27 protein-coding genes and 1 pseudogene are annotated in these 26988 nt (G+C 60.7%); 15 read left to right on the top strand and 13 right to left on the bottom strand.

The annotated features are described in order from the left end of the window. Nucleotides 1-88: 88 nt before the first annotated feature. Complete coding sequence (locus tag ACIOVD_RS11740; protein ID WP_401127809.1) at nt 89-2575, top strand: TonB-dependent siderophore receptor; 2487 nt, start codon at nt 89-91, stop codon at nt 2573-2575. Nucleotides 2576-2751: 176 nt separating this feature from the next. Here ACIOVD_RS11740 and ACIOVD_RS11745 read toward each other — a convergent pair whose 3' ends face one another. Next, entirely contained in the window at nt 2752-3012 is a 261-nt protein-coding gene (locus ACIOVD_RS11745) for a DUF6429 family protein (RefSeq protein ID WP_320332347.1), read from the bottom strand. Nucleotides 3013-3151: 139 nt separating this feature from the next. Between ACIOVD_RS11745 and ACIOVD_RS11750 the strand changes: the two genes are divergently transcribed. Together ACIOVD_RS11750 and ACIOVD_RS11755 are read left to right on the top strand one after the other, a co-directional pair. Next, nucleotides 3152-4282, top strand: coding sequence for an NAD(P)/FAD-dependent oxidoreductase (locus tag ACIOVD_RS11750; protein WP_401127811.1), 1131 nt, complete (start codon nt 3152-3154; stop codon nt 4280-4282). 190 nt (nt 4283-4472) lie between these two features. Further along, on the top strand, nt 4473-5369 hold the full coding sequence (locus ACIOVD_RS11755; protein WP_401127813.1) for a LysR substrate-binding domain-containing protein: 897 nt from the start codon (nt 4473-4475) through the stop codon (nt 5367-5369). On the opposite strand, the gene ACIOVD_RS11760 is transcribed toward ACIOVD_RS11755, so the two are convergent. Next, nucleotides 5363-6271: an MBL fold metallo-hydrolase gene (locus ACIOVD_RS11760; RefSeq protein ID WP_401127815.1), complete on the bottom strand. Its 909-nt coding sequence runs from the start codon at nt 6269-6271 to the stop codon at nt 5363-5365. The two genes, ACIOVD_RS11755 and ACIOVD_RS11760, sit on opposite strands and share 7 nt — an antisense overlap. A gap of 342 nt (nt 6272-6613) precedes the next feature. Here ACIOVD_RS11760 and ACIOVD_RS11765 point away from each other — a divergent pair, with 342 nt between their 5' ends. The 3 genes and pseudogenes from ACIOVD_RS11765 to ACIOVD_RS11775 form a co-directional block, all read left to right on the top strand. Then, complete coding sequence (locus ACIOVD_RS11765; RefSeq protein WP_401127817.1) at nt 6614-7120, top strand: DMT family transporter; 507 nt, start codon at nt 6614-6616, stop codon at nt 7118-7120. Between the two features lie 71 nt (nt 7121-7191). After that, on the top strand, nt 7192-7914 hold the full coding sequence (locus ACIOVD_RS11770; RefSeq protein ID WP_401127819.1) for a hypothetical protein: 723 nt from the start codon (nt 7192-7194) through the stop codon (nt 7912-7914). A 96-nt stretch (nt 7915-8010) separates the two neighbouring features. Next, nucleotides 8011-8215: pseudogene (locus tag ACIOVD_RS11775) on the top strand (VOC family protein); the annotation flags it as partial. A gap of 40 nt (nt 8216-8255) precedes the next feature. On the opposite strand, the gene ACIOVD_RS11780 reads toward ACIOVD_RS11775, so the two are convergent. Beyond that, nucleotides 8256-9161, bottom strand: coding sequence for a LysR family transcriptional regulator (locus ACIOVD_RS11780; RefSeq protein WP_401127821.1), 906 nt, complete (start codon nt 9159-9161; stop codon nt 8256-8258). Between the two features lie 334 nt (nt 9162-9495). Here ACIOVD_RS11780 and ACIOVD_RS11785 point away from each other — a divergent pair, with 334 nt between their 5' ends. Further along, nucleotides 9496-9951 carry a methyltransferase gene (locus ACIOVD_RS11785; protein ID WP_401127823.1) on the top strand — a complete coding sequence of 152 codons (456 nt, stop codon included), beginning with the start codon at nt 9496-9498 and terminating at the stop codon, nt 9949-9951. 75 nt (nt 9952-10026) lie between these two features. Here the strand turns inward: ACIOVD_RS11785 and ACIOVD_RS11790 are convergent, their stop codons facing one another. Further along, nucleotides 10027-10515: an Lrp/AsnC family transcriptional regulator gene (locus tag ACIOVD_RS11790; RefSeq protein WP_401127825.1), complete on the bottom strand. Its 489-nt coding sequence runs from the start codon at nt 10513-10515 to the stop codon at nt 10027-10029. 129 nt (nt 10516-10644) lie between these two features. On the opposite strand from ACIOVD_RS11790, the gene ACIOVD_RS11795 reads away from it, so the two are divergent. After that, on the top strand, nt 10645-12120 hold the full coding sequence (locus tag ACIOVD_RS11795; RefSeq protein ID WP_401127826.1) for an L-lactate permease: 1476 nt from the start codon (nt 10645-10647) through the stop codon (nt 12118-12120). A gap of 23 nt (nt 12121-12143) precedes the next feature. Here the strand turns inward: ACIOVD_RS11795 and ACIOVD_RS11800 are convergent, their stop codons facing one another. From ACIOVD_RS11800 to ACIOVD_RS11810, 3 genes are all read right to left on the bottom strand, one after another. After that, nucleotides 12144-12782 (bottom strand): LysE family translocator, encoded by a 639-nt coding sequence (locus ACIOVD_RS11800; protein ID WP_401127828.1) that lies wholly within the window; start codon nt 12780-12782, stop codon nt 12144-12146. Nucleotides 12783-12952: 170 nt separating this feature from the next. Continuing rightward, nucleotides 12953-13378, bottom strand: a complete 426-nt coding sequence (locus tag ACIOVD_RS11805; protein ID WP_095168658.1) for a hypothetical protein — start codon at nt 13376-13378, stop codon at nt 12953-12955. Beyond that, nucleotides 13375-14112, bottom strand: coding sequence for a hypothetical protein (locus ACIOVD_RS11810; protein WP_401127830.1), 738 nt, complete (start codon nt 14110-14112; stop codon nt 13375-13377). Before ACIOVD_RS11810 ends, ACIOVD_RS11805 begins: the two co-directional genes overlap by 4 nt. A 240-nt stretch (nt 14113-14352) precedes the next feature. Between ACIOVD_RS11810 and ACIOVD_RS11815 the strand changes: the two genes are divergently transcribed. Then, entirely contained in the window at nt 14353-14919 is a 567-nt protein-coding gene (locus ACIOVD_RS11815; RefSeq protein WP_095168655.1) for an AAA family ATPase, read from the top strand. On the opposite strand, the gene ACIOVD_RS11820 is transcribed toward ACIOVD_RS11815, so the two are convergent. Both ACIOVD_RS11820 and ACIOVD_RS11825 read right to left on the bottom strand, forming a co-directional pair. After that, nucleotides 14875-15309: a GFA family protein gene (locus ACIOVD_RS11820; protein ID WP_401127832.1), complete on the bottom strand. Its 435-nt coding sequence runs from the start codon at nt 15307-15309 to the stop codon at nt 14875-14877. The two genes, ACIOVD_RS11815 and ACIOVD_RS11820, sit on opposite strands and share 45 nt — an antisense overlap. Before the next feature lie 101 nt (nt 15310-15410). Further along, nucleotides 15411-16868 carry an MFS transporter gene (locus tag ACIOVD_RS11825; protein ID WP_401127834.1) on the bottom strand — a complete coding sequence of 486 codons (1458 nt, stop codon included), beginning with the start codon at nt 16866-16868 and terminating at the stop codon, nt 15411-15413. Nucleotides 16869-16976: 108 nt separating this feature from the next. Between ACIOVD_RS11825 and soxR the strand changes: the two genes are divergently transcribed. The 6 genes from soxR to ACIOVD_RS11855 all read left to right on the top strand — a co-directional run bounded on the left by soxR (nt 16977) and on the right by ACIOVD_RS11855 (nt 22615). Continuing rightward, nucleotides 16977-17441 carry a redox-sensitive transcriptional activator SoxR gene (soxR, locus tag ACIOVD_RS11830; RefSeq protein WP_095168650.1) on the top strand — a complete coding sequence of 155 codons (465 nt, stop codon included), beginning with the start codon at nt 16977-16979 and terminating at the stop codon, nt 17439-17441. Between the two features lie 142 nt (nt 17442-17583). After that, nucleotides 17584-19758, top strand: a complete 2175-nt coding sequence (locus ACIOVD_RS11835; protein ID WP_401127837.1) for a TonB-dependent siderophore receptor — start codon at nt 17584-17586, stop codon at nt 19756-19758. Between the two features lie 96 nt (nt 19759-19854). Beyond that, nucleotides 19855-20289 carry an HIT family protein gene (locus ACIOVD_RS11840; RefSeq protein WP_095168648.1) on the top strand — a complete coding sequence of 145 codons (435 nt, stop codon included), beginning with the start codon at nt 19855-19857 and terminating at the stop codon, nt 20287-20289. Between the two features lie 152 nt (nt 20290-20441). Next, the gene (locus ACIOVD_RS11845) at nt 20442-21719 is read left to right on the top strand and encodes a flavohemoglobin expression-modulating QEGLA motif protein (protein WP_401127839.1); all 1278 of its coding nucleotides are present in this window, start codon (nt 20442-20444) and stop codon (nt 21717-21719) included. Nucleotides 21720-21767: 48 nt separating this feature from the next. Further along, complete coding sequence (locus ACIOVD_RS11850) at nt 21768-22058, top strand: hypothetical protein (protein WP_401127841.1); 291 nt, start codon at nt 21768-21770, stop codon at nt 22056-22058. A gap of 80 nt (nt 22059-22138) precedes the next feature. After that, the gene (locus ACIOVD_RS11855) at nt 22139-22615 is read left to right on the top strand and encodes a hypothetical protein (protein ID WP_401127842.1); all 477 of its coding nucleotides are present in this window, start codon (nt 22139-22141) and stop codon (nt 22613-22615) included. Here ACIOVD_RS11855 and ACIOVD_RS11860 read toward each other — a convergent pair. From ACIOVD_RS11860 to ACIOVD_RS11875, 4 genes are all read right to left on the bottom strand, one after another. Beyond that, nucleotides 22612-23115 (bottom strand): signal peptidase II, encoded by a 504-nt coding sequence (locus tag ACIOVD_RS11860; protein ID WP_401127844.1) that lies wholly within the window; start codon nt 23113-23115, stop codon nt 22612-22614. The two genes, ACIOVD_RS11855 and ACIOVD_RS11860, sit on opposite strands and share 4 nt — an antisense overlap. Nucleotides 23116-23249: 134 nt before the next feature. After that, complete coding sequence (dsdC, locus tag ACIOVD_RS11865; protein ID WP_401127846.1) at nt 23250-24197, bottom strand: DNA-binding transcriptional regulator DsdC; 948 nt, start codon at nt 24195-24197, stop codon at nt 23250-23252. Between the two features lie 56 nt (nt 24198-24253). After that, nucleotides 24254-25606 carry a D-serine ammonia-lyase gene (locus tag ACIOVD_RS11870; RefSeq protein ID WP_320332359.1) on the bottom strand — a complete coding sequence of 451 codons (1353 nt, stop codon included), beginning with the start codon at nt 25604-25606 and terminating at the stop codon, nt 24254-24256. A gap of 38 nt (nt 25607-25644) precedes the next feature. After that, nucleotides 25645-26988 carry a gluconate:H+ symporter gene (locus ACIOVD_RS11875; protein ID WP_095168634.1) on the bottom strand — a complete coding sequence of 448 codons (1344 nt, stop codon included), beginning with the start codon at nt 26986-26988 and terminating at the stop codon, nt 25645-25647.

Consider the following 26988-nt stretch of genomic DNA (forward strand, 5'->3'; position numbering starts at 1 on the left):
GGTTGTTGATTTTGATTCTCGTTCGACTTTGTAGATAGAGGCGCAAATAGACGCCGCCATTTACTGCCATCGGGCGAAAGGAAACCGCATGATCCCCCGCACCCCCCAGCCGCGCAAAGTCTTCAGCAAGTCTGCCGTCAAACCCCTGAACCGCGCGGTGCATATCGCGCTGCTGGGGATGGCGCTCGCCTTGCCACTGGGTACGCTACTGATTGCACAGCCTGCCTGGGCACAGACCAACATTGAAACCAGCTTTGATATTCCGGCCGGCGCCCTGGGTTCGGCACTCACCCAGTTCGCCGCGACTGCTGGTGTGACGGTCTCGTTCGATCCTGCCCACGCCAGCGGGCAGAAGACCGCCGGGCTGCGCGGCCGCTACACCACCGATGCCGGCCTGCAGAAGCTGCTGGCCGGTAGCAGCTTGCAAGCGGTTCTCCTGCCGAGCGGCAGCTACTCGCTGCTGCCAAGGGTGCCGGGCGCTGCGCTGCAGTTAGGTGCAACCAATATTTCCGGCCAGGCCATCGAGTCGGCCTATGGACCGGTCGACGGTTATGTCGCCACCCGCAGCGCCACCGCGACCAAGACCGATACGCCGATCCTGGAAATCCCCCAGGCGATCAACGTGGTGACGGCCGATCAGGTTGCCGTGCAGGGCGCACGCAACCTGACCCAGGCCCTGCGCTATACGCCGGGCTTGAGCACCGGCGGTTTCACCGACCGCAATGTTATCGCCGACGAGATCACCAGCCGAGGTTTTGCCCCGACCCCGTTGTACTTCGATGGCGCCTACGTGCCTTATGCCGGCAGCCTGGGCGGGGCTCCGCAAATCGACCCCTACACCCTGGAGCGCATTGAGGTGCTCAAGGGCCCCTCCTCCGTGCTGTTCGGGCAGAACCAGCCGGGCGGCCTTATCAACCTGGTGTCCAAGCGACCCACCAGCGAACAGCGCAGCCAGGTCAAGCTCGGCGCGGGCAGTTACAACCGGGTCAATGGTGCATTCGACACCAGCGGCCCGCTCGACGACCAGAAGGCATTCACCTATCGCGTGGTGGGCCTGGCGAAGAAAGGCAATGAGCAGGTCGCGCACACCAATACCGAACGCATGCTGCTGGCGCCCAGCCTGACCTGGACGCCCACTGACGACACGTCGTTGACCCTGCTGGCGCAAATCCAGCGCGACGATGGCCTGGCCGATTATCAGGCGCTGCCGCGGGTTGGCTCCCTGGATCGCGGTCCGACTGGCCAGAAAATCAAACGGGATTTTTTCTCCGGGGATTCGCGCTACAACGACTACAAGCGCGACCAATACATTTTGGGCTATGACTTCAGCCACAACCTCAGCGAAGACCTGACGTACCGGTCCACCGCGCGCTATACCGACGTACGTGACCAGTACAAAGGCTTCTATCTGCGCAGCTTCGTCACCGATGATGCCGGTGTGGTTGATCAGACCCAAGCCAATCGCGTCAAGCTGGACTGGCGCCAGCACAACATCGCCTACACCGTCGATAACAACCTGCAATACACGTTCAACACCGGCGCCCTGGAGCACACCACGCTGGCCGGGGTCGACTATCGTCACTTCAGCCGCAAGTACGACGGCTACAACGCCTACAACGTGTTGCCGGTCGACCTTTACGGCAAGAACAACTACGACACCGCAAGCGTAACCCCGGTGCTCGATACCAAGTGGGACAACACCATTCGCCAGACGGGTGCGTACCTGCAGGACCAGATCAGGCTGGACAAGTGGATCCTCACCATCGGCGGCCGCCAGGACTGGGCGGAAATCGACAACAAGGACCTGCTGGCCCATACCGTCACGTCACAACGGGACAACCAGTTCACGGGGCGAGTGGGCCTGACCTACGTCACCGATTTCGGCCTGGCGCCCTATGTCAGTTATTCCGAGTCCTTCCTGCCGACCCTGGGCACTGCCGCACCCGAGCGCGGTGGCAAAGCCTTTGATCCAACCGAAGGCGAGCAGTACGAAGTGGGGGTGAAATATCAGCCGTACGACAAGACGCTGATCACTGCCTCGGTGTTCCAGGTCAAACAGAAAAACGTGCTGACAGGCGACACCGAGTACCCGCAATACTCGGCGCAGAATGGCGAAGTGCGCTCTCGTGGCATCGAACTGGAGGCCAAGTCCAGTCTCGATAATGTCGATGTCATGGCCGCGGCCACCTACATCGACTCCTTCTACACCAAAAGCACCTATGGCGATCAGGGCAACCGCAGCGAAGCCACGGCACCGGTCTCGGCCTCGCTGTGGGTGGATTATCATTTCACCCAGGCGACCATCGATGGCTTGACCTTCGGTGCTGGCGCCCGTTACACCGGACGCAAGCCGGGTGACTCGGCCAACTCCTTCGACGTGCCGGCCTTCGTGGTCTACGACACCACGGTCAGCTATGACCTGGGCAAGCTGGACGCCGGCCTGCGCGGCGTGCGCACCAGCCTCAACGTGCAGAACGTCTTCGACCGAGAGTACGTCTCGGACTGTAACTATGCGTTTGGCTGCTACTACGGTCAGGAGCGAGTGGCGTCGGTGGAATTGACCTACGACTGGTGATCCCGTAGGGCAACGAGGCAGCCTTCGCCAGGTGCACAAACACTTCGGTGTCCGATTGCGCAACGCCTGCACCCACGCAACCTATTGGCGAGGCCGGGTGCATGTGGGGCGCAAGCGGACCTTGGCGAAGGCCTGCGTTCCATAAACCCCACCTACTGCATGCCTTGGATATGGAATCAGGTACCCGAGCTGGAGGCATGCTCCGCTTGAGTTCTCACCCCAAAGAGCCGATCGGCTATTTGGCGGCCTCGTTCCATCCCTTCCGGCGTCAACCAGATGGATTTGCTCTTGTTTACCGGATCACGGATGAATCCATGCTCTTGCAATCGGTTCGTGATCTCGAAATCGTACCCTTTCCAAGTATTTCCGTTATCCGCACTGAAGGTTACCAACAGGGCGAGAACGGCTTCTTCAATCAAGCTTTCGTCGTATTTCATGATCGCTGCTCCACTCGTACTCTTTAACTTCCCGTGAGCCCGGAACTCGAATGGTAACTCGAACGGGGACGGATCTATTTTTCCCTCTTTCGCACTGGACGGTAAAATAAATCCGTCCCCATTTATGCAGTCCCCATTTATGCAAATTTATGCATGCCATGAATTCATCCAGCTGGCGTACCATCGGCGCGTCGACAGAATGGAGGTTGATATGGGCAATGCTCAGGGCAAACGAGTCGTAGTCGTTGGTGCAGGTATCGTGGGCGCATCACTGGCGTACCACCTCGCGAGTAAAGGCGCGAATGTCACCGTGGTCGAGGCTGAAGGTATAGCGTCGGGAGTGACGGGAAGTTCATTCGCATGGATCAACACCTCACACGGTGAACCTGACCCCATTGCGCAACTGCGCGGTGCTGCAATCAAGCAGTATCGCCGCCTCGAAACGCAGCTGCCGGATCTCGAGATACGGTGGACAGGCGCTTTGTCTTATAGCGCGATGCCGAATGGAGCGCTGCAGGCTTCAGCTAACCAGGTGTCTCGATCGCAGATTCTCGACCTTGAACCCAATCTAAAAAATCCCCCTCAGTCTGCTTTGTATGCGGCTGAAGAAGGGGCGCTGGACGCCGTGGCAGCTACCCATGCGTTGATCGCCGGCGCCAAGGCATTCGGGGCGAAGATTCTCACTCAGACGCGAGTTCTTGGTTTCGTAACCCAGCGTGCGAAGGTAACCGGAGTCGAAACAACACAGGGCATCATCGATGCAGATGTTGTGGTTTTGGCCGCCGGGACAGGTATCACGAAGCTGACAGATAGGCTTGAAGTGCCCCTTCCAATAGAGGCCTCGCCTGCCATTTTCATCCGTTACAAGGCCCAACCCGACCTCGTGCACACCCTCATCTCCAGCCCTGAAATGGAAGTGAGGCAAAGTTCGGATGGTGCGTTGCTGGCGGCAGAAGATTACCTGGACAACACCATGGAGAATCAGCCAGCAGCGATAGCGCTCCGCACTGCCAAGACCATCCGCAACGAACTCCATGGAGTTGTTTCCATAGAGCCGCAATGGGCTTGTGTCGGGCTCAGGCCCATGCCCGCCGATGGCATCCCCATCATCGGTTATCTACCAAAAGTCAGCGGCGTCTATGTGTGTGCAATGCACCCTGGAGTTACTTTGGCGGCGATAGTGGGACGTCTTGCCAGCGAGGAGATCGTCGAAGACAAAGCGTCCAGTGCCCTTGGCCCATGCCGGCCCGATCGGTTTTTGCGAGCGTAGTGGATGCTCTTCTGAGGCAACTGTCGGCCAATAGCTGACAGCTGCCTCCATATCGGGACGAGGCCACGGCACAGAAAGTCAGTCCCAGCAGGGTACCTATGTCATGGCAAATTGCGAGACGATGTATGTACACACGCTCACCCTCGTCGGGTTCCTGCTCTGACCGCAGTGCTGTTGCTACGGAGATGAAATGACGTTTCCCCCCTTGCACAATTTTAAAGTGTTTGAAAGCGTAGCCCGCTTGGGCAGTCTGGCAGCAGCCGCGGTTGAGTTGCACGTCACCACCGGCGCGGTGAGCCAGCAAGTCAAAACGTTGCAGGCCAGCCTTGGCGTGGCGCTGTTCACCAAACGCGGTCGACAGCTTGTGCTGACCGACAACGGCCGACTGCTACAAAAGCACGTAGCGAACGCAATGAGCGAAATCAGCGACGCGGTGGCAGCATTGCAAACCGACTCCGCTGCAGAGCAGGAGGTCGTCGGGATCACCTTGTCCATTCCTCCTGCGGTAGGAGTGGAGTGGCTGACCACACCGCTGCTGCGCTTCATGGAGGCGTCCCGCTCGGTGCGGGTGAGCGTGATCACCGCCCCGAGCATGCCGCAAGTGGACTGGCGCCGCGCCGATATCGCGGTGGTCTACGGTTCGCCACCATGGCCAGGCGTATGGTGGCGTCTGCTGCACGGCATTCGCATGACGCCAGTCTGCAGCCCGCAGTTCTTGCGAGGGCCTAAAGCCATTCGGGAAGTGCCTGACTTGGCTCAACACCGCCTGCTACACGAAGATAATGGCCGCCAGTGGCAGCAATGGCTGGTTGACGTTGGCTTCAGCCGTATCGGCGAAGAGGATATCTTCTTTGAAGATTTCGGTATGGTCTTGCAGGCAGCACGGGACGGTTTCGGCGTGGCGCTGAGCGATGAACTCGTCTCCGCTCGCGATCTCGACGAAGGCCGATTAGTACGTCCGCTGTCGATCACCGTACCTGCGTTGCACAATTACTATGTTGCCTGCTCCGAAGGGACGCGCGAACGCCCGGAAATCCGGGCATTCATCGACTGGTTGCTCGCTACAGCCGGGCAGCCCGATCAGTAACCGTAGCCACGACCATCAGTAAACTGGATGTTGGTGAGAATGCTGATGCCCTTCTCCACCTTGTAAAGCTCGGAACTCTTGATCAGTTCCGGATCGCTGAACGCTTCACCCTTGGCGCGCCCCGCCAGAATCAGAGCCATCTTGTCGCGGATCGCCTGTACGTCCGCGTATGTCATGGCCGGAACCTTGGTTGGATCCTCGTCAGCATGAGCGCCATAGATGGCCGTCTGCTCGTTGATCACCTTCAGCGTGGCGTCGAGAGAAGCAACGTAGTCGTTAAGATTCCCTGCCAATAGCCAGGACGGGTAGACGTGATCCCCTGCCAGCAAAATATTGTGCGTCTCATCGAAGAGTGCCACTTCATCCTGCGTGTGACCGGGCACGCTGATCAGACGCACCTTGAGACCGCCAAGGTCGATCGTCTCATCTGGTTTTATCAGCCGCGCGACCTTGAAGGGCGGCACGACCATGTGATCGAAGTTGCCCAGGTAAACCGGCTCGGGGACACGGTAGAAGTCATCCTCTCCCCTGAACTGACGAATGAAGGGCGTATCCACTAAGTAGATGCTTTTAAAATTGTGCAGGCCGCCAAGGTGATCGAAATGCAGGTGTGAGGGCAGCATAGACAGCGGCTTGTTGGTGATTTTACGCGCCACCGACGTGATGTCTTCTTTCTGGTTGGCCCCGGAATCAAACATCAATGCCTGATCCTCACCCACCAGCAAATACGAAAAATTTTTCTGGTAGTAATTGGGCTCACCGATCGCGTAAAGAAAGTTCGATAACTTGTGCACCACAAACGCCGGGCTTTGCGCAGTGGAGGCTTCCTGGGCCTGAATGGCAAATGGCACGCAGAGGATAACGGAGGAAACCAGGGTCAGGATTTTTACGAGTTTGTGCATGGCGTGTGAACCTTTTCTCTTATTGTCAGCGGAAGGCAGTGTGCTTTTGGCAATGCCTATCTGACTGGCTGTCGGTGCGCACATCAATGGATGATTTTTAAAGCAGGACACTTCAGCTCAACTAAAGCATGCGTCAAATAGTCAGCTAGCTTTTCGACTCCAGGAAGTAAAAGCCGAAAATCATTCCCCTTCAATCTACTGAGCGCAGGTTGTGCTAGGAGGCCTTGCCTCCATAGCTATCCACCATATGAATAATGCATGTGCAAACATGTGATTTCCATAATCTCTATGGATTGGAGAGCATTTGCCCATCGAAACCAGCCATCTCCAAAGGGGAATGCCATGTTCAGTAAGGCAGTAGCTCTCGCACTTATCCCGGTGGGTACCGCATTGCTGGCAGGCGCAGTCCTGCCCTTCCAGGCCGCCAGTAACGCAGCCGTGGGTCGAGCGTTAGGGCACCCGCTTTGGGGGGCGTTAACGTCGCTGTTTGTCAGCTCCGTTGTGGTGGTGATTGCACTGTTAGTCATGCGGGTATCTGCGCCGGATGTCGGCAAGGCTTTGCAGGGATCCTGGTGGTTATGGATCGGCGGCATTTTGGGTGCCGTGTACGTAGGCAGCGCAACGGCCATCACCCCTCAGCTAGGAGCTAGCGGATTTCTACTGCTCGTCGTCGCAGGACAGATTTCGGCTTCCATCCTGGTTGACCATTACGGATTGATGGGACTTCCCAACAAACCGGTCACCTTCACTCGACTGGCAGGGGTAGTGCTCATCTTTGGAGGTGTATTGATGGTTCAGGGTATCAACACTCCAACAGTTGATAACAGCGCTACCCAAACCAGCAAGTAACCCGCTCTTCCCGCTTTATGTAAACCCGCAACGCAACCGCAACTTTCTGACTCACGATAGGAGATACAAAGATGAACTTCGTAAAACTTCAATTCAGCGATGGCCGTCCCGATGTCGAAGGTATTGATAGCGTCAACGCTATCTTGCGCAGCGTGGGAGTACGCGCCAGCACTGTTTCTATTCCCGAAGAGGCCAAGCCGATTCTCAAAGCATCGCTGACTAACGCCATCAGTGAAGAAGACCAAAACCAGTTGCTGTCAATATTCAGTCTCAACCGTGCTGAACTGCTGGAGCAAATCCACCTCGCAGGCCGGACTCCCGAGCTGCACCGTGGTGGCTACCTGGGTACCCGTGAGGGAGATACAGCGCCCTATCCAAAAGTTTACGACATGAAGGCCATGACTCCAGAGATGCGAACTTGGGCTCTGAATCGTTATGGTCGTCTTCATGTAAACACTTCGGACAATGGCGCGGGCATTGATGAGGTGATGACAGTGGTATCTGGAGGTGCTTTCACCTGGATGTTTGTGCTGCCAGATGGCGTCCTTGCGCGTCTGACTGTGCATGAAATCAATCCTCAAGGACCTGCCGTGCGCCTCAGCTATCCTGGTTTCGGCATGCACGCCGGCTACATGGACCCGCACCAGGGCTTGATTGTTGCCTACGCCCATGGGCCGGAAAGCTTCACCATTCGCTTCGATGAACCCAGCGTAGCGCATGCAGAGTTGCTCGATACCAACCCATGGGTCGACTTCTCGGGTGAGGTGCCTCAACTGTTTTCGAAGGTTAACTGAGTCGTCGAACTGGGTGCCCGCACTATGAAGAGTGCCCAACTGAGGATTCGAAACTGGATGGGGACTCAAATCAGTGATCCGACAGGAGTGATCGTAATGCGCAGATTTTCAATTCAACGTATCGACCATGTTGTACTGCGGGTACAGGACATTGAGCGCAGGGACATCCATGATTGACCTGGTTGATGTGAATGGGCCTATCGGTCGTCAGGGTGGTCAGCCGGCGGGTAAGCAAAGACACAACGTCGATCACTTTTGCCTTCGGGTTGAGCCGTTTGATGAACAGGCCATTCTCCGCCACTAGTCGTGATGGAACGCAACCTGGATGCTTCAGCTTGATGTCAGCTTGGCTGAGAGCACTCGAAAACGGCTTCCCGCAGCCAGCGGTGTGCGGCATCACCCTCTTTCCTGGTATGCCAGGCCTGCTGGTAGGCGAATCGCGGGATATCAATGGGCGGTTCGAATTGCCGTAGCGATTTGTGATTGCGCATCGAGCCCACCGCGCGACTGGCAACCGTAAGAATCAGATCAGTGCCCGCCAGTACTTCAACCGCCGCACTCCAGTGCGGCAAAGCCAACGCAATGTGACGCTTCAAACCCTGGGCGGCTAACGCCTGCTCGATCTCATCGTTCGCATCGGGGCGTAGTGCGAGCATCACATGCGGGCGCGACAACCAATCGTCCAGTGATAGGCCACCCTTCGCTGGCAGTACTTGCTTATCTGCAAGACTGATGAATCCTTCGCAAAACAGATCTTGAAGCGCAATGGCATCCGCAACCTCGGGAAAGATGCCTAGTGCAAGGTCGAGTTCACCATCCAGCAGCTGAGAAATCATCATTTCTCGACTGGCCTGGCTGATAGCCAAATCAATACCTGGAGCTTCTCGACGAACCTTCTGGGCAAGCCGAGGTAGAAGGATTCGCGCGGCATAGTCCGATAGCGACAATCTGAAACGGCCTCTTGCTGTTGATGGCTCAAATGACGGAGCGCCCAACAGCGAATTCAGGTGGCCCAAGGCATCCTGAAGCGGTTGAGCCAGCGCTTGTGCCCTCGCTGTCAGAACCATCGTCCCATTGCGACGAATGAGCAAAGGGTCATCGAAATGTGCTCTGAGCAAACCGAGCGCGTGGCTGACTGCCGGCTGGCTTTTATGCAGACGTACTGATGCTCGCGTGACGTGTTTCTCAGCCAACAACGCATGAAGCGTTACCAGCATATTGAGGTCAATCCTGCGCAGTTCATCCATGGAATGAATACTCGAGTCGCTAGATAGTGAATTCAATAAATTTAACACATGAACAGGCGCGTATACCGAGCGTTGAGCGAGCTGTTTAACGGAGAGATTTAGGGTGGGCGAAACAGCGCTTTATCTTTTTTACCGATGCTGACAGCCTTTATGAAGAGCCGCTGTCGCGCCCAGTATCGGTTGTACTGCGATATTGATAGTGATCGTCCTGATGCGTTTGCCCGTGCCTGACTTCCAACGTGCCCCGCAGTCTCCATCGCACTCAAGGGGCTTGACCCTATAGCGGCTATAACCCTCACGCTAGTAGCCAGTTCGTCTCAAATAGGAATTGCTCATGGACAACCGCATCCCTCCGCCGCTGGTTGCTGCCCTGTTCGGTCTGTTGATGTGGTTCGCAGCTCGACACTCACCGGGCACCCTGGAGCTGACTATCGAGTGGCGCATTGCCCTGGCGCTGGTGGTGGCGCTGGCAGGCGTAGCCATTTGTCTAGCCGGCGTACTGTCCTTTCGCCGTGCCCGCACCACGGTCAACCCGCTGAAGCCGCAAACCGCTTCGGCCCTGGTCAGCTCGGGCGTCTACAGATACACACGCAACCCGATGTACTTAGGTTTCGCCACAGTCCTGATAGCCTGGTCAATCTTCCTCGCCTGGCCGCCGGCACTCCTCGGCGTGCCGGGCTTCGTGATGTACATGAACCGCTTCCAGATCGGGCCGGAGGAGCGGGCCCTTGCCAGGCTTTTCGGGAGTGAGTTCACGCAATACTGCAGCCAGGTCAGACGTTGGCTCTAGAACAGAGAACCTCGGTTTCTGGCCGATAGCAGCCCAGCGCAATGAGCAACAGGCCGCCAGAAACCAAACCACCCATTACCCACCCCCACTCGGCACATCCAACCCAACCTTCACCCGATCCAGCGCCACAATCGTCTTGAACCAGGTGACGTTGGTGTTCTGCGCAAACAGGCGCCTTGCCAGGGCCTGGTACTCCTGCATGCTGGCGACGGTCAGCACCAGGACAAAGTCCACTTCCCCGGTGACGTAGTAGCACTGCTGCACCTCGGGCACTGCGAAGTGGGCCTTCATGGCTTCCAGTGCCTCCAGGCTGGTGCGCTCGGCCATGACCTCGACAATGATGGTAATCGGTCGGCCAACGGCGGTTGGGTCGACGATGGCGACGTTGCCGGTGATCACGCCACCCTCCTCCATGCGCTTGAGGCGTCGCTGGACGGCGGCGGTCGAGAGGTTGACCTGCTCGGCGATCAAGCGCAGCGCCATGGTGTTGTCGCACTGGACCAGGTCGAGGATCGCACGGTCGAATTTGTCCAGGGCTTGGCTTGTTGCAGGGTTTTTTATCATGCTGACTCGCGAGAAATTTTCTCGAAAACTAGCAGAAAACCGCGACCCTTTATCTACTGCCGCGAAATATTATCTTGGCCACACGCCGCACCCGCGGCTGTCCGGGCACCCACACAGGATATTATTGGCATGGTCGCGCTGTTTCATCTGTCCCCGTTCCTGTTGGTCACCGCTATGCTCGTCGTGCTGCGGCGGCCACCTGTGCAGGCCGCCGTCGCCGGCACTCTGCTGGTACTGCTGCTGTGGCTCGCCGGTGCAGCCGATGCCTGGCACCTGGGCAGCATGGTGGCCGCCCTCAAGGACACGGCGGTGCTGTTTGCCAGTACCGCCTTCGTGATTGTGCCGGGCCTGGCCTTCGTGATCGTGATCGAACGCCTGGGGGTCAACCTGGCGCTGAGCCAGTGGGTGCGTTCATTGGGCCTGGGCAGCGGCGATCAGGTGGTGTTCATCGTGCTCGGCCTGGCGCCGCTGCTGGAAGCCATGACCGGGTTCGGCGTGTCCTTGATCGCCACGGTGCCCTTGCTGCTGAGCCTCTTCGAGCGCCGGGTCGCGCTGCGCATTGCGCTGGTGGGCATGGCGATCATGCCGTGGGGCACGCTCGGCCTGGCCTCGGTGATAGGCGCTTCGCTGGCGCACCTGGATGCCCGGGCACTGTCATCGACCTCGGCACTGACCAGCGCGCCGGTGTTTTTGCTGCTCAGTGGATTGGCGCTGTATCTGGCGGGTGTGCGTGAGTTGCGGGCATGGGCGGCGCTGGGGATTTACTGGCTGTTGTTTATGGCGGCGCTGTACAGCGCCAGTCGCTGGCTGGGCCCGGAAGTGGCCGGTGTTGCCGCGGCCCTGGTGACGGCCCTGGCGGTGCTGGCTGGCGGAGTGTGGCGCGTGCGACGCAGCGCCAGTCCGCGCATTGCCGTGCACTGGCCGCGTCAGGCATGGCCGTACCTGGTGCTGATTGTCTGCATCGTCTCCTTGAAGCTGATCCTGACCCTGACTTCCTGGCAGGATCAATGGCTGGTGTCTGGTGCCCAGGTCACCTGGAAACCCCTGGCCTCCCCTGGCGTAGCCCTGCTGCTGGTGCTGGTCGGCGTGTGGCTGCATGCGCGGGCCACACCACACAAGGTGGGGTCGGACGGCAGTCTGCCGGTGGCACTGATGGCGCGGGCGAAGCGGCCGTTGCTGACGATTTTTTTCTTCCTGGCGATGTCGCAGATCATGGTCAAGGCCGGCTTCCTGGCGGGATTGATGCAACTGCTGGCCGGCCTTTCACCCGCCGCCGCGATGCCGTTGGTGACGATGTTCGGTGCACTCTCGGGCTACATGACCGGCTCGAACGTGGGCGGCAACGCGATCTTCATGCCGGCCATCGCCCTGCTACCCGAATCCGCGCGCCTATTGTTGGCCGCGGTGCAGAACAGTTCGGCAGGGCATGCCGCACTCGGCTCGATATCGATTGTCATGTTGATCGTGGGGCTGGCAAAAACCCAGGCGGAGGAAGAAGGCGAACTGATCAGGTTCGGCTTCGCCCTCGCTTGCCTCAATACGGTGCTGGTGGCGTTGGCGGCCACGTTACTCAGCGGCTGGTTAAGCTGGGCGCTGGTGTGGTGAGCCTTTGTGCCAACGCCAGACGATCAGGCGGTTTGCCGGCGCATCGCGAGAATCGCCGCACCAAACCCGATGAAAGTTACCCCCACCACGCGGCTGACCCAGCGCGACCACTCAGGTCGCGCCAGCATGCCCTTGGCGCGCGAGGCGAGCGCGGCATACAGGCTCAACGACAGCAACGAAAGCGCCATGAATATCCCGGTCAGGATCAGGAATTGTGGAAACAGGGCTGCGCCTTGATCGATAAACTGCGGGAACAACGCGGTAAAGAACAGCGTCGCCTTGGGGTTGGCGAGCGCGGTCACCACCGCTGAGCGGTACAGTTTAAAGGGGTTGGGGCGAACGCTCTGCCCCTGCTCAATCCCATCAGCCAGCAATGGCGTCTTGTTGAGCAACTGCTTGACCCCCAGGTAGAACAAATACCCGGCGCCAGCGATCTTGACCATATTGAACATCCATTCCGAACTGGCAAGCAGCGCGCCCAACCCCAGCATCGCGGCCGCCGACAGGCAGAACAGCCCACTGGCATTGCCCAGCGACGACCAGATTGCGCTGCGTTGACCATGGGTCAGGCTGTTGTTGATCGCCATCAAGGTCGCAGGACCCGGGCTGGCGATGGCAATCGCAGCGACCAGGGTAAAAGCCAACATTGTGTTCGGGTCCATGGTTCCAGCCTCCTTGAGAATGGCGGGTATGCTACCGAATGTTTCATCGCCTGATGATAAAAATCATCTTCGGGAGCAAGCGCCCAACGGTTCATCCGGTTTTTTGCGGGATTAGCTCGAGTGCGCCTAAAAGGCTGCGGGTGAACGCAGCCATCCATCCAGGCGTTTGATCAGGAGAACTCAATGCCACAGGAGGTGAGTCGCGCAAAGGGATCTCCCGAGCCGAACTCCCAACCTTCAGGCATGGTGGTTTTCCAGCCACGCTGCTTATCCATCCGGTTTTTTTCTTCTTCCGAGATCAAAACAATCGCCAAATGCCGCTCAATCATCATTGCCACAGCTTCGACCAACTCGCCGGCTTGATACATCTTCATGCTTTGGTCGCGGATCAGGACACAGGGCACGATGTGTTCTCTATACCTGCCGCCGCTGGATGACCTGGCGCATATCAGCCACGCATCAGGAACGACGTGCTCAAAAATCCGCGTACTACCAACCCTGCCCTCTTCCCAATGATCGCGGAATATTTGTGCAAGTCGCTTGATGGCTCTCTGTTTCTGCTCTGCTTGCGTATGTTTAGCGATGTTGGTTGTCATTGGGTCCAGGCCATTGAAGATTGATCAAGTGCTGCCATTGCTTCCCTGCGCTGCGCAATGAGTGCGGCTTTGTCCTGCGCGCAAAGATGTTGGCCGGGGGTCGGCAAGGCACAAGCGGTGGCCTCGCTCCAGCGGTCGAAGGCCGCAGTGGCAACGAACGCGGGGCCTTGGGTCTTGCGCACCAAGGCTTGGTCTTTTTGCTCAGCGATTACTGGATTGACTTTGGCATAGGTAAACCGCGAAGAGGGATGGTTCACCACGGCCACCGGCACATCACCGGCAAGCGAGCGAATCAACTTACCGTTACGTACGCTGAAGCAGACAATCAGATCCGGTGCCAACACCGCCAAGACTTCGCTGAATGCTCGCTCACCCCGCTGCCAAGCGCCTTGCGGCGGCGGAATTCGACTGTCTGGCAGGAACTCCTGCAGAAAGTTGTAATAGGCAACACTGCTCCAGAAGTCTGCTTTTTGCGCGCCGGTGAAGGCCTGCCGAACGTTCTGCACCGCCGTCATGATTTTCGTGAAATGGGGATGGCGCCGAAGTTTACCGGTGGCTTTAGGGTGCCTCTGGCCTAGGGCAAGTGCCTTGATGATTTCGGATGTAACGGTGGGGCGCTCGTGCTGTTTGGCGCCATAGTGAGACTCGCACACCAGGAGAATGCGTAACCCGCCACATCCTCGCTCGTAGTGCGAGCCGACCCAAGGTGCAAAGCGCACCGTACTGTTGTTCATGGTCTTCCTTGGTTGGGGGTTCTGCTGAACCATTCCTGATGGAGCGCAAGATACCTGCAAGCTCAAGCCCGTACCACTCAGGCTGCGTCAAGGTCCACAGGACGCTCGCTTGACTTGGTATTGCTGGGGTCGCTGCGCCACCCAACACAGCCTTCGGCAGCTGCTACAGGTTCCTGTTGTCGCTTAACTGATCGGCATTAGGCACAATCGCCGGCTTTTTTCGCGACAGGCAGTGCGACCATGCAACGGATTGTTATTCTCGGCAACGCCGGTAGCGGCAAATCTACCCTGGCCCGCGCCCTCGGCAGCCGCCTTGGCCTGCCCGTGGTGCATTTGGACAGGCTGTTCTGGGAGCCTGGCTGGGTCGAGCCAGACGCCGAGCAATTCCGCGCCCGGGTCAAGGCCGCGGTTGCGCCAAAGGCCTGGGTCTGTGAAGGCAACTATGCCCGGCGCACCTTCGACCTGCGCCTGCCCGGTGCCGACCTGATTATCTGGCTCGATACACCGCGGCTCACCTGCTTCACCCGAGTGATCCGGCGCAGCGTCATGAACCGCCCTCGCCCCGACCTTCCCGCAGGCTGCAGCGAGAAGATCGACCGGGCGTTCCTGACCTTCCTGAACTTCGTGTGGAACTTCGACCGTGGCTACCGTCCAGGCATCGAGATGGTGCGCCAGGCCATCGGGCCCCACATCCCTACCCTGCACTTGCGCGGTTCCCGGCAGATCCGCGCCTTTGTCGACAGCTTGCCGGCAACGCCGCAATCAATCAGCGTCGACCTGCAGGGCCTGCAGGATAAACCCGAGTGATTCCGGGGCCGCACGGTGATTGTTCGGCGAGCGGTGCTGGTCCCAGGGCATAGCGTCATCGGTGCAAAAATCGCCGATGCACGCCATGCTCAGCTCAGCCTCCAGTAGCCCCAGGGGAACCCAGAAGTACGGGGTCTGGCGCAGAGGATTCGGCACCGTGGAACCACATGACGAGCAAAAGTCGTTGCGGTAGCCGCTGGGTTTTTGCCAACTGCTGATCTGCTCCTGCCCTGCGACCCAGCGAAAATCAGCCGCCTTGACCAGCGTGGCGAGGTTATGGCCGACCCCGGTTTGCTTGCGGCACAGGGTGCAATGGCAGCGATAGAAATAGCGCGGTTCAACTTCCAGGGAAAAACGTACCGCCCCGCACAGGCATTGCCCGGATGTCATGGATTGCTCCTTTGTACAACGATAGTTCGGCATTTCTACAGGCTGGACTGGCCGAGGACCAGAAAAAACACCAGTGGGCAACGAGATGTCCTGCACCTGCGCTACGAGTTCGCGCCGATCCCCCGCACCACCCGCCGGGCCGTCAGGATGCCCAGCAGTGGTGCGAGGGCGAACACGCCAAACAACCAGCTTGCGGCATTCGCCGTACCAGCGACACCTCCGGGATCAGTCAGGCCGGCGAGGTTCGCCACCATTCCCGCCAGCGCCGCACCGAGCGCGGTCGCGAACAATTGCACGGTGGTGATAGACGCCGATGCCAGGTCTTGCTCTCCCGCCGGTGCCACCTGGAATATCCGGGTCAGCAGATGGGGCCAGGCCAGGCCGACGCCCAAGCCGATGATCACCAGCGCCAGGCAGATTGGCAGGAGTGCCTGCCAGTCGCCGCCACTTTCGCTGCGCAGCAGAACGGCCAGCGCCGCCATGCCGGTGAATCCGAGCAGTGGACCGGCGAGGATCACCCGGCCCACTGCTCTGCCGCTCGCGCCTGAACTGCCAATCGATCCCAGCGTCCAACCCGCCGCCATGAGCGCCGCGAGGTAACCGGCCATCAGCGGCGACTGCTGATGGAGGACCTGGAGGAACAGCGGCACAAAGATCTCGCCGCTGGTGACCGCGACCGCAAGCAACGACATCGTTGCGTAGAGCACACCGAGCGCCGAGGTCATGGAAAATGCACCGGCCGGAAGCAATCGCTGGCGGGCGCGACTTTCGCTCCAGATCAATAGGGCTGTCAGGATCGCGGCTGCGCCAAGACCGAGGATATTCCACGACAGCATCGACCCAACGCTGCCCGCCGACACGCAGAGTACCGCCGCTGTCAGCAGCACCAGTTGGACCAACGGCAATGGCACGCGCGACGGTTGGTCCGCGCTGCGTTTGGGCAGTATGCGTGCCGCCAGCAGGGCGAACAGAATGGCGACCGGGATCAACGACCAGAACGCCGCCCGCCACACGCCCAGTTGCGCAAAAATCCCCCCGACGGCGGGACCGACCAGTGTTGCCACCCCCCACATGCCGGAGACCAGGGCCATCGCCCGCGGCCATAAGGCTTCGGCGAAAACCAGCCGGATCATCGCGTAGGACAAGGCGAACAACAACCCGCCGCCCAGCCCCTGGACAAGCCGGCCCGTGAGCATCACGGCCATTGACGGGGCGAATGCGCAGATCAGCGCACCACAGGCAAACACCAGAGTCGCACCAATGTACGCGCCACGAGGTCCCATGCCAGTCAGCCAGCGCGCCGACAGCGCCGAGCCGAGGATCGAAGCCGCGACGAAGAGCGTGGTGTTCCACGCGTAGTAGTCCAGGCCGCCGATGTCCTTGACCACCGAGGGCAGGATGGTGGTAGCGATATAGACATTGATCGCATGGAGCACCACGCCACCGGCGAGTGCCAGCGAGCGCACGCCATTGGCCCCCGATAGCAGGTCGGCCCAGCCGGTGCCTGCCGGTGCCACAGATTGCAGATGATCGTCAGTGGGTCCTTCACACGTGTCCATGTCAGCTCCAGTCAGTGATCCCACTCGCAACCGCGAATGGGTGCTTGCAACGGCAAGCCGACCTCCTTATAAAACCTCATCCATAGATGAGGTCAAGAGAAAGCTGCCATGTCGATCGATGTTCGCGTGCCTCTATCGGTAGGGGAAGTGTCCCGGCGCTGCGGTGTGACGGTTGCCACCGTGCACTTCTACGAGGCCAAGGGCTTGATCCACGCCGAGCGCAGTGCCGGCAACCAGCGGCGTTATGCGCGCGAAGTGCTGCGCCGGGTAGCCATTATCAAGATCGCCCAGCGCGCAGGCATCCCCCTTGCGACCATCAAGGCGACGCTCGACCAACTACCGACCGGGCGCGCCTTGACCGCGCACGACTGGCAACACCTGTCGACGATCTGGCGCGACATGCTCAGCGAGCGGATTCACAGCCTCACCCAGCTGCGCGATCAACTCGACGGCTGTATCGGCTGCGGCTGCCTGTCGATCGACGACTGCCCGCTGCGCAATCCCGGTGATCGCCTGGGCCAACTGGGCAGCGGTGCGGTCCTGCTCGACCAAGACACGCCGGCCAACAACTGAGTACCGCGACCTGCCCCACGCTGTAGCTCTCCCATAGATTTTTTTCATGGCAGGCTTCTTCGCCGCTGCAATACCTGAGAGAATGTTTGTTAATGATTCTCAATAGCCCTATTTATATCATTAACAACCAGGAACCTACCTTATGCCGCGCGTTACCCCGCTGCGTTATTTGAATGCGCCCCGAAATCTGCTGGCCATGGCCATCTGCATGGCTACCCTGGCGCCAGCCTTTGCCGATGACAGCAGCGCTATGCCAGAAACCTCCAGGCCGACTACCCTGGAACTGGGCGCTACCGAAATTACCAGCACCCAACTGGGTAGCACGACCGAAGGCACGAGTTCCTACACCACCGGCGCCATGTCCACGGCAACCAAACTGCCGCTGACCATGCGTGAAACGCCCCAGGCCGTCACCGTGATTACCCGCCAGCGCATGGACGACCAGGCCATGACCAGCATCAACGATGTGGTCAATGCTACCCCTGGATTGTTCCTCGATTACTCCGGTGGCCCCGGCCGGCAGTCCTACTCGGCACGCGGTTTTGACATCGACAACCTGATGTATGACGGCATCCCGAGCGGCTATCAAGGCGCGGTGGTCGGCGCCCAGCCGAACCTGGCGATGTTCGATCGGGTCGAGGTGGTACGCGGGGCCACCGGCCTGGTGACCGGTGCCGGCAACCCTTCGGCAGCCATCAACATGGTCCGCAAGCGGCCACTGGCCGAGCAGCAAGTCACCCTCACCGGCGCCGCCGGCAGCTGGGACAACTACCGCGGTGAAGTCGACGCCTCCAGCCCACTCAACGACAACGGCACCTTGCGCGGCCGGGTCGTGACGTCCTACCGCGACACCAACAGCTTCGTCGATGATGTCGATGAACAGCACGGCCTGTTCTACGCGGTCACCGAAGCAGACCTTGGCGAAGACACCACCCTGACCCTCGGTTTCTCCAACCAGAAGGACAAGACCAACTACTTCTGGGGCTCTTCGATGATCGGCCTGGATGGTCATCATCTGGACCTGCCGCGCTCCTACAACCCCGGGACTGACTGGGAAAACAAGGACCAGGAGATCAACACCCTGTTCGCCGAAGTCCGCCAGCAGTTGGCCAATGACTGGAAGCTGCAGTTCAACGCCAACTACGCCGAACAGAACGCAATGTTCACCGGGTCTTACCAGTCGCGTTGGGTCAACAACACCCTGGCCCGTACCGTCTACCAATCCGGCCACGATGAAAACCAGGCCGGCGTGGATGCGTTTCTCAGTGGTCCGTTCGAAGCGCTCGGGCGCAGCCATGAATTGGTCGTGGGCGCCAGCAAGCGCATCTACGACATGACCACCCACAACTACTCCCCGTACGACACCAACTGGCCGATCAATGCCGGCAAACCGGACTTCGTGCACACCGACAACAGCCGCGAAGTGACCACCCAGGACGGTCTGTACATGACCACCCGCCTGAGCCTGGCCGACCCGTTGAAGCTGATCCTCGGCGGCCGCCTGGACTGGTACGACTACGACAACCGCGATGGCGACGGCGACTACAAGGTCACCCGCAACGTCACCCGCTACGCCGGCCTGATCTACGACCTGGACCAGCATCACTCGGTCTACGTCAGCTACAGCGACATCTTCACCCCCCAGAGTTCCAAGGGCACCTCCGGTACTCCGCTCAAGCCCATCGTCGGCAAGAACTACGAGGTTGGCATCAAGGGCGAATACTTCGACGGCGCGCTGAATGCGAGCCTGGCAGTGTTCCGCATCGACCAGGAAAACCGCGCTGTGCAGGTGTACGTACCGGACTGCCCGCAAGCTACCTGCTATGAGGCCTCCGGTGAGATTCGCAGCCAGGGTATCGACTTCGAACTGCAAGGTGCACTGACCGAGAACTGGCAGGTAGGCGGCGGCTACACCTATGCACGCCTGCACACCCTCAAGGATGCGGCCAACCCGCAGAACGAAAACCAGCGTTTCGACACGGACACCCCGGAGCACCTGTTCAAGCTGACCGCCAGCTACCGCTTCCAGGGCCCGCTGGAAAAACTGCGGGTCGGCGGCAACATCTCCTGGCAGAGCCGCATGTACAACGACGTCGCGCTGGCAGATGGCAGCACCTACCGCCTGGAGCAAGGTGCCTACGCCATTGCTGACCTGATGGCCGGCTACCGGGTCAACCAGAACCTGGACCTGCAACTCAACGCCAACAATATCTTCGACCGCGAGTACTACTCGTCCATCTCCAACTCCACCAGCTACGGTGGCGACACCTACGGCGCTCCGCGCAACATGATGTTGACCGCCAAATACAGCTTCTAGATAGCCCGGGCGCAGGGACGCGCACGATTGCTGATGCATGTTTGAATAGCGCACGGATTGACGGTACTTCTTCTCCCCCACTCCAAGGACAGGCACATGGCTCTGATCTCGCAACGAGTAGAAATGGCGCGCAACGGCGCCAACGACAAGGTTATCTGTCGCCTGGCATCTGGCTGGGTGGTGATGGGCGACGTGCAGTTCCTGCCGGGATACTGCTTGTTGCTGCCCGACCCTGTGGTGCCCAGCCTGAACGATCTGGATGCCCAGGCCAGGGCCACCTACCTGCTCGACATGGCCCGCATCGGCGACGCCGTTCTGCAGGCTACCGGGGCGCTACGGATGAATTACGAGATCCTCGGCAATTCCGAGCCAGAACTGCATTGCCACCTATTCCCGCGCTACGCCTCAGAACCGGAAAAACATCGCAAAATGCCCGCCTGGTTCTACGACTGGAAAACCGCCCCACCCTACGCCGAAGAAACCCACGGTGAGCTGCGCCGCAAAATTGCCGAACTGCTGACTACCCCGTAGCAGCTGCCGAGCCCGCGAGGCTGCGTTCGGCTGCGTAGCAGACGCTAAGGACCCACGCCCCCCCGGCGAGGACTGCGTCCTCGAACGCAGCCTCGCGGGCTCGGCAGCTGCTACGCTTTTATTGAACACCCGACACTGCCCAGGTGACTGCCATGAGCACGGCTGCGCTGTCAGAACTCGATGCTGCCCTGCCTGGTCTGGCCCGCAGGATCCGTGTGTTGGACGCGCTGTCCTGGCCGGTCGGGATTGAACAGGTGTTCCTGGCCAATTGGCGCGCCGGCAAGGCGGCGTTGCCCAGAGTCGAGTTACAAGCGCGTGAGCACAGCGCCGAGATTGCCGCCCTGCAAAGCTTTGCCGGACGCTGTGACGAGGGCCATCCGGCCGGCAATTACCTGGCCATGACCGCCCGCAGCTACGCCACGGCCGGGCGCATGCTGGGCGCCATCGGGACTCCCGATTTCACCCGTTACTCCTCGGCGCTGTACCGGCGTCCGGACTTCTATTACACGAACCTGCAATTGAGCATGCTCGACGCGGCCCAGTTCTTCCTCAAGACCACCGACGCGCTGCTGGGCGGCGCGCGGATTCCCCCAAGCCAGGCCGACATCCCGGCCGAGGCTTTCGCCGCCTGGATGCAACCGGAGCTGGACAGCTTTTTCGGCGCCGGCCAGATCAGCGTCGTGCTCGACCCGAGCCTGGCCGCCAAGGCGATTGCCGGCGCAAGCCGGATCCGCCTGCGTGCCAGCGCGCTGTTCTCGGACCTGGACAAACAGCAGTTGCTGCAACACGAGGCCTTCGTACATGTCGCCACGGCGCAGAACGGCGCCCGCCAGACCAATCTGAAAAGCCTCGGCCTCGGTGCCCCACGCACCACCCAGACCCAGGAAGGCATTGCCACCCTCGCCGAGCTATTCACCGCCAGCATGGACATCAACCGTTTGCGCCGCCTGGCCCTGCGAGTGCTGGCGGTCCAGCAAGCGCTGGATGGCGCCGATTTCATCCAGGTATTCGAAGGGTTTCTGGCGGCCGGCCAATCGCAGGAGGAATCGTTCCGCTCAACCCAACGGGTGTTCCGCGGGGCCGACCTGCGTGGCGGCGCGGCGTTCACCAAGGACGCGGCCTACCTGACCGGATTGCTCGGTGTGCATACCCTGCTGCGCATCGCCATCCGCGACAACCGCCCGGACCTGGTCGGACATTTATTTGCCGGGCGCCTGACCCTCGGTGATACCGTACGCCTGGCACCGCTGTTCGAATCCGGCTGGCTCCAGGGACCGACCTACCTGCCCGCCTGGGCCAATGATCTGCGGCGACTGGCGGCGAACCTGGCGTTTTCAGCCTTCATCTCGCGGATAAAGCTTGAGGTGCTGGATCTGCAGGTGCTGATGGCCTTCGCCGACGAACACGAAAGCGATGCCAGCGCCATGTGAACCATGCACGTATTGGGCGGCAACCAAAGTCCATTCAGGGGAAGCCAGATGAACGCGACAACCGTGGGGAAATGGGCGACCTGCCTGCTCGCCCTGCAACTGCTGCTGATGGCGGGATGCAGCAGCAAACCCAACCGGAGCACCTATGCGAGCAGCAGCCAGGGCTCCAACTGCTATGCCAAGGCGCTGCCCACTGCCGGGGAAGGCGGCCTGGCCTGGGGCTCGACCTTGGGTGTGGCGCGGCAAAAATCCATGGCCAGCTGCCAACGCTATGCCGGTCGGTCCGGTGGCACGCCGAGCACCTGCAAAGTGGTGCTGGCGCAGTGCAAAACCCGCTAACACCGACGGCCAGCAAACGGAGTGGATCGATTCTGCTGCTACGCTTTGAACTCCTCCGAATGGATTAATACGATGTATTGGTGCATCCCCCTCTCCCCATCTGCCTGGACGCGGCCATGAGCCGTCGGCTGATGGCTGGCCTCACCGTGGCGCTTATCGGCGTGACCAGTTACGTGCTGGTCCAGTGGCAGATGGTCAACCAGCACAAGCGCGAGGTGCAGTGCACCGAGGCCCGGCAGGCGCTCAAGGATGTGCAGATTCGGGCGCGCGCGTTGGCGGCCGGTTTGTCGCTGGACGCTTACAGCCAGGAGGAGGAAGCCAAAGTGGCGGCGCTGATCAAGGCGCTCGACGCCGCCAGCAACGAGGCCGAGGTGAATGCGGTGATTGCCGCGCATGCTGCCGCCATCGAGGCCGAGGCGGCGGCGATCGATGCCCAGGTGGACACCCGGGGCGACCAGGTCTTCCTCGAACAGCGCCGCATGGAACAGCGCATCACCGTGGACGTGAAACAGGAACTGCAGCGCGCGGCGAAGGCCGTCAGCGTGACCTGTGACTAGCCTCGGGCCTGGCGCGGCTTGCGCAACTCCGCCACCAGCAAGGCCGCGGCTCCGGCCATGATGGCGATATCGGCCAGGTTAAACACCCCGGTATGCAGCGATCCCAGGTTGAGCACCAGGTAATCCACCACGTGCCCCTCACGCAGCACCCGGTCGATCAGGTTCGACGCCCCACCCAGTGCGATGCAGTACACCGCCAGCGCCTTGCCTGGCGAACTGGCCCAGCGCGACAAGGCCCAGCCGATCGCCCAGCACACCACAGCGCCCACGCCGACTATGAAAATCAGTTGTTTGACCGCCGGTGCCAGGCCGGCCCCCAGGCTCAGGAACGCACCCGGATTGAGGCTCAGGGCGATATCCAGCCAGGCGAAACTGCCACCGATCTTGAAGCTCTGCGCCGCCAGAGACAGCAGCGCGAGCACCTTGATCCACTGGTCGAACGCGATAAATACCAGGCCGAGCAGTACGGCAAACCAGCGACTCGTTGTGACTCGTTCCATGAACAATCCTTGGGCTGACTCTCATGCCTGGACAGGAGGCACGCACCGCCGTTTTGGCAGCGGCGGCAAGATAGCTCAGCTGACGAGTGTCGTCCATCCACCGCCAACCGGAAGCGGTCGGTTCCGCTGACGGCTCAATCCGCCATGCCTGCGCCGGCCTTTTCCTTGAGCCAGTCGATCAGCACCTGCACCCGAGGGGGCATGGGATCGCGATGGGGGTGGACGAGAAAATAGTCGTAGCGCCCAGGCTGGGAAAATCCACCAAAGGGCAGGATCAGTTCGCCCTGGTCGATGCGGCTCTGCACCAGGCGCTGACGGCCGATGGCGATGCCCGCGTGATTGATGGCCGCCGTCACACACAAGTCGGAGCGATCGAAGGTCAGCCCGCGTTGCGGCAAGAACTCGAGCAGGCCCTGCTGCCGAGCCCAGAGTTGCCACTCGGCATCGTAGACCGCGTTGTCCCAGGCCAGGGCATCGTGCAACAGCGTGCAGTGACGCAGGTTGTGCGGCGCCTCAAGCAGGCCATGGCGCTCGGCATACAGCGGGCTGCAGACCGGCGCGATGGTCTCGCTCATCAAGGCATGACTGGCCAGCCCAGGGAATTCGCCATTGGCGTAGAGCAGCGCGAGGTCGACGTTTTGCGTGCGAAAATCGATGGCGTCGTTGCCGACGCGGATGTCCAGGGCAATGTTCGGGTAGCGTTGGTGAAAGTCCGCCAGGCGTGGCACCAGCCAGCATTGCGCAGCCGAAGGACGGGCATACAGCGCCACCGACCCGCACAGCTCGGCCTGGGGCGACTGTTGCAGGGCTTCGGACAACTGCTCCATCACCCCTTCGAGGATCGCAAACACGCGCTCGCCCTCCCCCGTCAGGCGCACCCGACGGGTCAGGCGCTCGAACAGGCGCAGGTCCAGGGCTTGTTCGAGGCGGGCGATGCGATGGCTGACGGCGCTGGGCGTGACGCACAATTCTTCGGCAGCCAAGGCAAAACTCAGGTGCCGGGCGGCGACCAGAAAGGTGTGCAGGTTGGCGAACTGTGAGCTGTTGAGCCGGGAGCTCAATCGAGGAGGCAGGTTCAGCATCGGGGCGTTTTTCCGCGGACGAGAAACCCGGGGCCGCGCGGCCCCGGGTGCAATGGCTAGTGTGCGGCCAACAGTGTACGTCCCTGCTCCAGGTACGCGTCCATTTCTTGCGCCGGCACCATGCTGCCGCCCGTGCCCCACACCAGGTGCGTGGCGTTGGCCAGGCGCTGTGCGTCGAGACCCAGGCGTTGACGATAGCCCTGTTGCTCTTGCAGCACCCGCAGGAACCCGGGCAATCCAGCCAGCGCCGAGGGCTCCAGCTTCAGGCCTTCCTCTGCATGCAGCAGGGCCAGCAGGCGGTACATCTGCTCGTCGCTGAGGGTGTAGTAGCCGTCGAGCAAGCGTTGCATCGAACGCCCGACAAACCCCGACGGTCGCCCCACCGCCAGGCCGTCGGCGGCGGTGCGGTTGTCGATGCCAAAGTCATAGACGCTGACCTCGTCGTGCAGCCCGGTATAGACCCCCAGCAACATGCATGGCGAGTGCGTCGGCTCGGCGAACACGCAGTGCACCGCGTCGCCGAAAATCTGCTTCAGGCCAAAGGCAACGCCACCAGGGCCGCCGCCGACACCGCACGGCAGATAGACAAACAGTGGGTGTTGCGCGTCGACCGTAATCCCCGCGGACACCAGTTGGTGCTGCAAGCGACGCGCCGCCACCGCGTAACCGAGGAACAGATTGATCGAGTTCTCGTCGTCGACGAAATGGCACTTGGGATCGCTCTCGGCCTGCTGCCGGCCCTGCTCGACGGCGACGCTGTAGTCCGATTGATACTCGACCACCGTGACCCCGCAGGCACGCAGGCGATCTTTCTTCCACTGCCGGGCATCGGCGGACATGTGCACGGTGGCCTTGAACCCCAGGCGCGCACTCATGATGCCGATGGACAGGCCGAGGTTGCCGGTGGAGCCAACGGCGATGCTGTACTGGCCAAAAAAGGCCCGGGCGGTATCGCTGTCCAGGCTGCTGTAGCAAGCGCCCGGCTGAATCAGGCCGCCGGCCAGCGCCAGGTCCTCGGCGTGCTTGAGCACCTCATAGATGCCGCCCCGGGCCTTGATCGACCCGGAAATCGGCAGCAGGTTGTCGGCCTTCAGCCACAGTGCGCCCTGCACCGGCAGTTGCGCCTCGGCACAGAGGGTAGCCTGCAGGCGCGGCAGCGCGATCAGCGGCGACTCGATGATGCCCGCGCTCGCCTGGGTCTCGGGGAACGCCGACTGAATGTAGCTGGCAAACCGCTCGAGCCGGGCGCTGGCGTCATCCACGTCGGCCAGGCCCAGGGGCACATCACTCAAGGCCTGCGCGGTCGGCGCCAGGGCCGGGTTGAACCAGGTGACGGGCTCGACCCGGGTCAACGGACCAATCAGGGGATGGCTCTGGCACCAGTCAGCCAGGGATTTGTTGTGAATCATGGTTCTACTCCAGACAGTGGACAGCATCGCGGGTGTGCTCAAACCCACTGCGATACCAATAACGTCATACCCAGGGCCACGACCGAGGCCAGCAAGGTTCCAACGGTAAATTTTTTCAGCGCCTCGCCCAGGGACACCCCCAGGTATTCCTTGACCACCCAGAACGCCGAGTCGGTCACCGTGGTCCAGCCAATGGCGCCGGCGCCGATCGCAATCACCACGATTTCGCGGTTCTGCCCGGGCATGGCGTCCAGCAGCGGCAGGACCATGCCCGCGGCACTGATCATCGCCACGGTGGCCGAGCCCACGGCCAGGTGCATCAGGCCGGCGACGAACCAGGCCAGCAGAATCGGATTGAGGTCCCATTGCGACAGCGTGCTGGCCAGGACCTTGCCTACGCCACTGTCGATCAGCACGCCATTGAAGGCCCCGCCGGCACCGATGATCAACAGGATATTGGCCAACGGCGTGAAGGACTGCTCAGTCAGGCGCTGCAGCTCGGCCATGCCCAGCCCGCGATACAGGCCCAGGGAACCGTAGGCGAACACCACCGCAATGGCCAGCGCGGTCAGCGGATTGCCGAGAAAGCTCATCAGTTGATAGAAGCCACTGCCCTGGGGCAGGCTCATGGTCACCAGGGTCTTGCCGACCATCAGCAACAACGGCAGCAGGATCACCAACAGCGTCAGCCCCAGGCCTGGCATCACGCGGGTGTCTGCCAGGCTGGTGGGCGCCGCGGCGAAGCTCTGGCCGCTGGCCGGCTCGTGGCGCTTGCACACCAGCTTGACCCACACCGGTCCCGCCACGATGGCGGTAGGCAGGCCGACGATCAGCCCATAGATAATCACCTTGCCGACGTCAGCGCCCAGCAGTTGGGTGATCGCCATGGCTGCCGGGTGCGGCGGCAACATGCAGTGCACGGTCATCAACGAAATCGCCAGGGGCAGGCCGACATACAGGATGTTCAAGCGGGTTTGCCGGGCGACCACATAGATCAGCGGAATCAGCAACACAAAGCCGACCTCGAAGAACACCGGAATGCCGACAATGAAGCCCACCAGCATCATCGCCCAGGAGGCACGTTGCTCGCCCAAGGTGCTGAGCAGCGTGCGGGCAATACGCTCGGCGCCACCGGACACTTCCAGCATCTTACCCAAGATGCTCCCCAGGCCAATTACCGCCGCAAGAAACCCCAGGGTGCCGCCCATGCCCTTTTCAAAGGAGTCGGCGATGGACGACAGCGGCATGCCCGCACCCGCCCCGACGACAAAACTGGCGAGCATCAACGCCAGGAAGGAATGGACGCGAAACTTGACCACCAGCACTACAATCAAGCCGATAGCCGCCATCAAAATCAGTAGTAAACCCGCCTCTTCGTGCAT

Origin of the sequence: Pseudomonas sp. NPDC087626 (genome assembly GCF_044743405.1) — a bacterium.
In the GTDB taxonomy this organism is placed as follows: Bacteria; Pseudomonadota; Gammaproteobacteria; order Pseudomonadales; family Pseudomonadaceae; genus Aquipseudomonas.

What these genes read in the sequence shown, in the direction of transcription:
- ACIOVD_RS11740 (WP_401127809.1), top strand. Translation starts at nt 89, where the DNA reads ATGATCCCCCGCACCCCCCAGCCGCGCAAAGTCTTCAGCAAGTCTGCC.
- ACIOVD_RS11745 (WP_320332347.1), bottom strand. Translation starts at nt 3,012, where the DNA reads ATGAAATACGACGAAAGCTTGATTGAAGAAGCCGTTCTCGCCCTGTTG.
- ACIOVD_RS11750 (WP_401127811.1), top strand. Translation starts at nt 3,152, where the DNA reads ATGCAAATTTATGCATGCCATGAATTCATCCAGCTGGCGTACCATCGG.
- ACIOVD_RS11755 (WP_401127813.1), top strand. Translation starts at nt 4,473, where the DNA reads ATGACGTTTCCCCCCTTGCACAATTTTAAAGTGTTTGAAAGCGTAGCC.
- ACIOVD_RS11760 (WP_401127815.1), bottom strand. Translation starts at nt 6,271, where the DNA reads ATGCACAAACTCGTAAAAATCCTGACCCTGGTTTCCTCCGTTATCCTC.
- ACIOVD_RS11765 (WP_401127817.1), top strand. Translation starts at nt 6,614, where the DNA reads ATGTTCAGTAAGGCAGTAGCTCTCGCACTTATCCCGGTGGGTACCGCA.
- ACIOVD_RS11770 (WP_401127819.1), top strand. Translation starts at nt 7,192, where the DNA reads ATGAACTTCGTAAAACTTCAATTCAGCGATGGCCGTCCCGATGTCGAA.
- ACIOVD_RS11780 (WP_401127821.1), bottom strand. Translation starts at nt 9,161, where the DNA reads ATGGATGAACTGCGCAGGATTGACCTCAATATGCTGGTAACGCTTCAT.
- ACIOVD_RS11785 (WP_401127823.1), top strand. Translation starts at nt 9,496, where the DNA reads ATGGACAACCGCATCCCTCCGCCGCTGGTTGCTGCCCTGTTCGGTCTG.
- ACIOVD_RS11790 (WP_401127825.1), bottom strand. Translation starts at nt 10,515, where the DNA reads ATGATAAAAAACCCTGCAACAAGCCAAGCCCTGGACAAATTCGACCGT.
- ACIOVD_RS11795 (WP_401127826.1), top strand. Translation starts at nt 10,645, where the DNA reads ATGGTCGCGCTGTTTCATCTGTCCCCGTTCCTGTTGGTCACCGCTATG.
- ACIOVD_RS11800 (WP_401127828.1), bottom strand. Translation starts at nt 12,782, where the DNA reads ATGGACCCGAACACAATGTTGGCTTTTACCCTGGTCGCTGCGATTGCC.
- ACIOVD_RS11805 (WP_095168658.1), bottom strand. Translation starts at nt 13,378, where the DNA reads ATGACAACCAACATCGCTAAACATACGCAAGCAGAGCAGAAACAGAGA.
- ACIOVD_RS11810 (WP_401127830.1), bottom strand. Translation starts at nt 14,112, where the DNA reads ATGAACAACAGTACGGTGCGCTTTGCACCTTGGGTCGGCTCGCACTAC.
- ACIOVD_RS11815 (WP_095168655.1), top strand. Translation starts at nt 14,353, where the DNA reads ATGCAACGGATTGTTATTCTCGGCAACGCCGGTAGCGGCAAATCTACC.
- ACIOVD_RS11820 (WP_401127832.1), bottom strand. Translation starts at nt 15,309, where the DNA reads ATGACATCCGGGCAATGCCTGTGCGGGGCGGTACGTTTTTCCCTGGAA.
- ACIOVD_RS11825 (WP_401127834.1), bottom strand. Translation starts at nt 16,868, where the DNA reads ATGGACACGTGTGAAGGACCCACTGACGATCATCTGCAATCTGTGGCA.
- soxR (WP_095168650.1), top strand. Translation starts at nt 16,977, where the DNA reads ATGTCGATCGATGTTCGCGTGCCTCTATCGGTAGGGGAAGTGTCCCGG.
- ACIOVD_RS11835 (WP_401127837.1), top strand. Translation starts at nt 17,584, where the DNA reads ATGCCGCGCGTTACCCCGCTGCGTTATTTGAATGCGCCCCGAAATCTG.
- ACIOVD_RS11840 (WP_095168648.1), top strand. Translation starts at nt 19,855, where the DNA reads ATGGCTCTGATCTCGCAACGAGTAGAAATGGCGCGCAACGGCGCCAAC.
- ACIOVD_RS11845 (WP_401127839.1), top strand. Translation starts at nt 20,442, where the DNA reads ATGAGCACGGCTGCGCTGTCAGAACTCGATGCTGCCCTGCCTGGTCTG.
- ACIOVD_RS11850 (WP_401127841.1), top strand. Translation starts at nt 21,768, where the DNA reads ATGAACGCGACAACCGTGGGGAAATGGGCGACCTGCCTGCTCGCCCTG.
- ACIOVD_RS11860 (WP_401127844.1), bottom strand. Translation starts at nt 23,115, where the DNA reads ATGGAACGAGTCACAACGAGTCGCTGGTTTGCCGTACTGCTCGGCCTG.
- dsdC (WP_401127846.1), bottom strand. Translation starts at nt 24,197, where the DNA reads ATGCTGAACCTGCCTCCTCGATTGAGCTCCCGGCTCAACAGCTCACAG.
- ACIOVD_RS11870 (WP_320332359.1), bottom strand. Translation starts at nt 25,606, where the DNA reads ATGATTCACAACAAATCCCTGGCTGACTGGTGCCAGAGCCATCCCCTG.
- ACIOVD_RS11875 (WP_095168634.1), bottom strand. Translation starts at nt 26,988, where the DNA reads ATGCACGAAGAGGCGGGTTTACTACTGATTTTGATGGCGGCTATCGGC.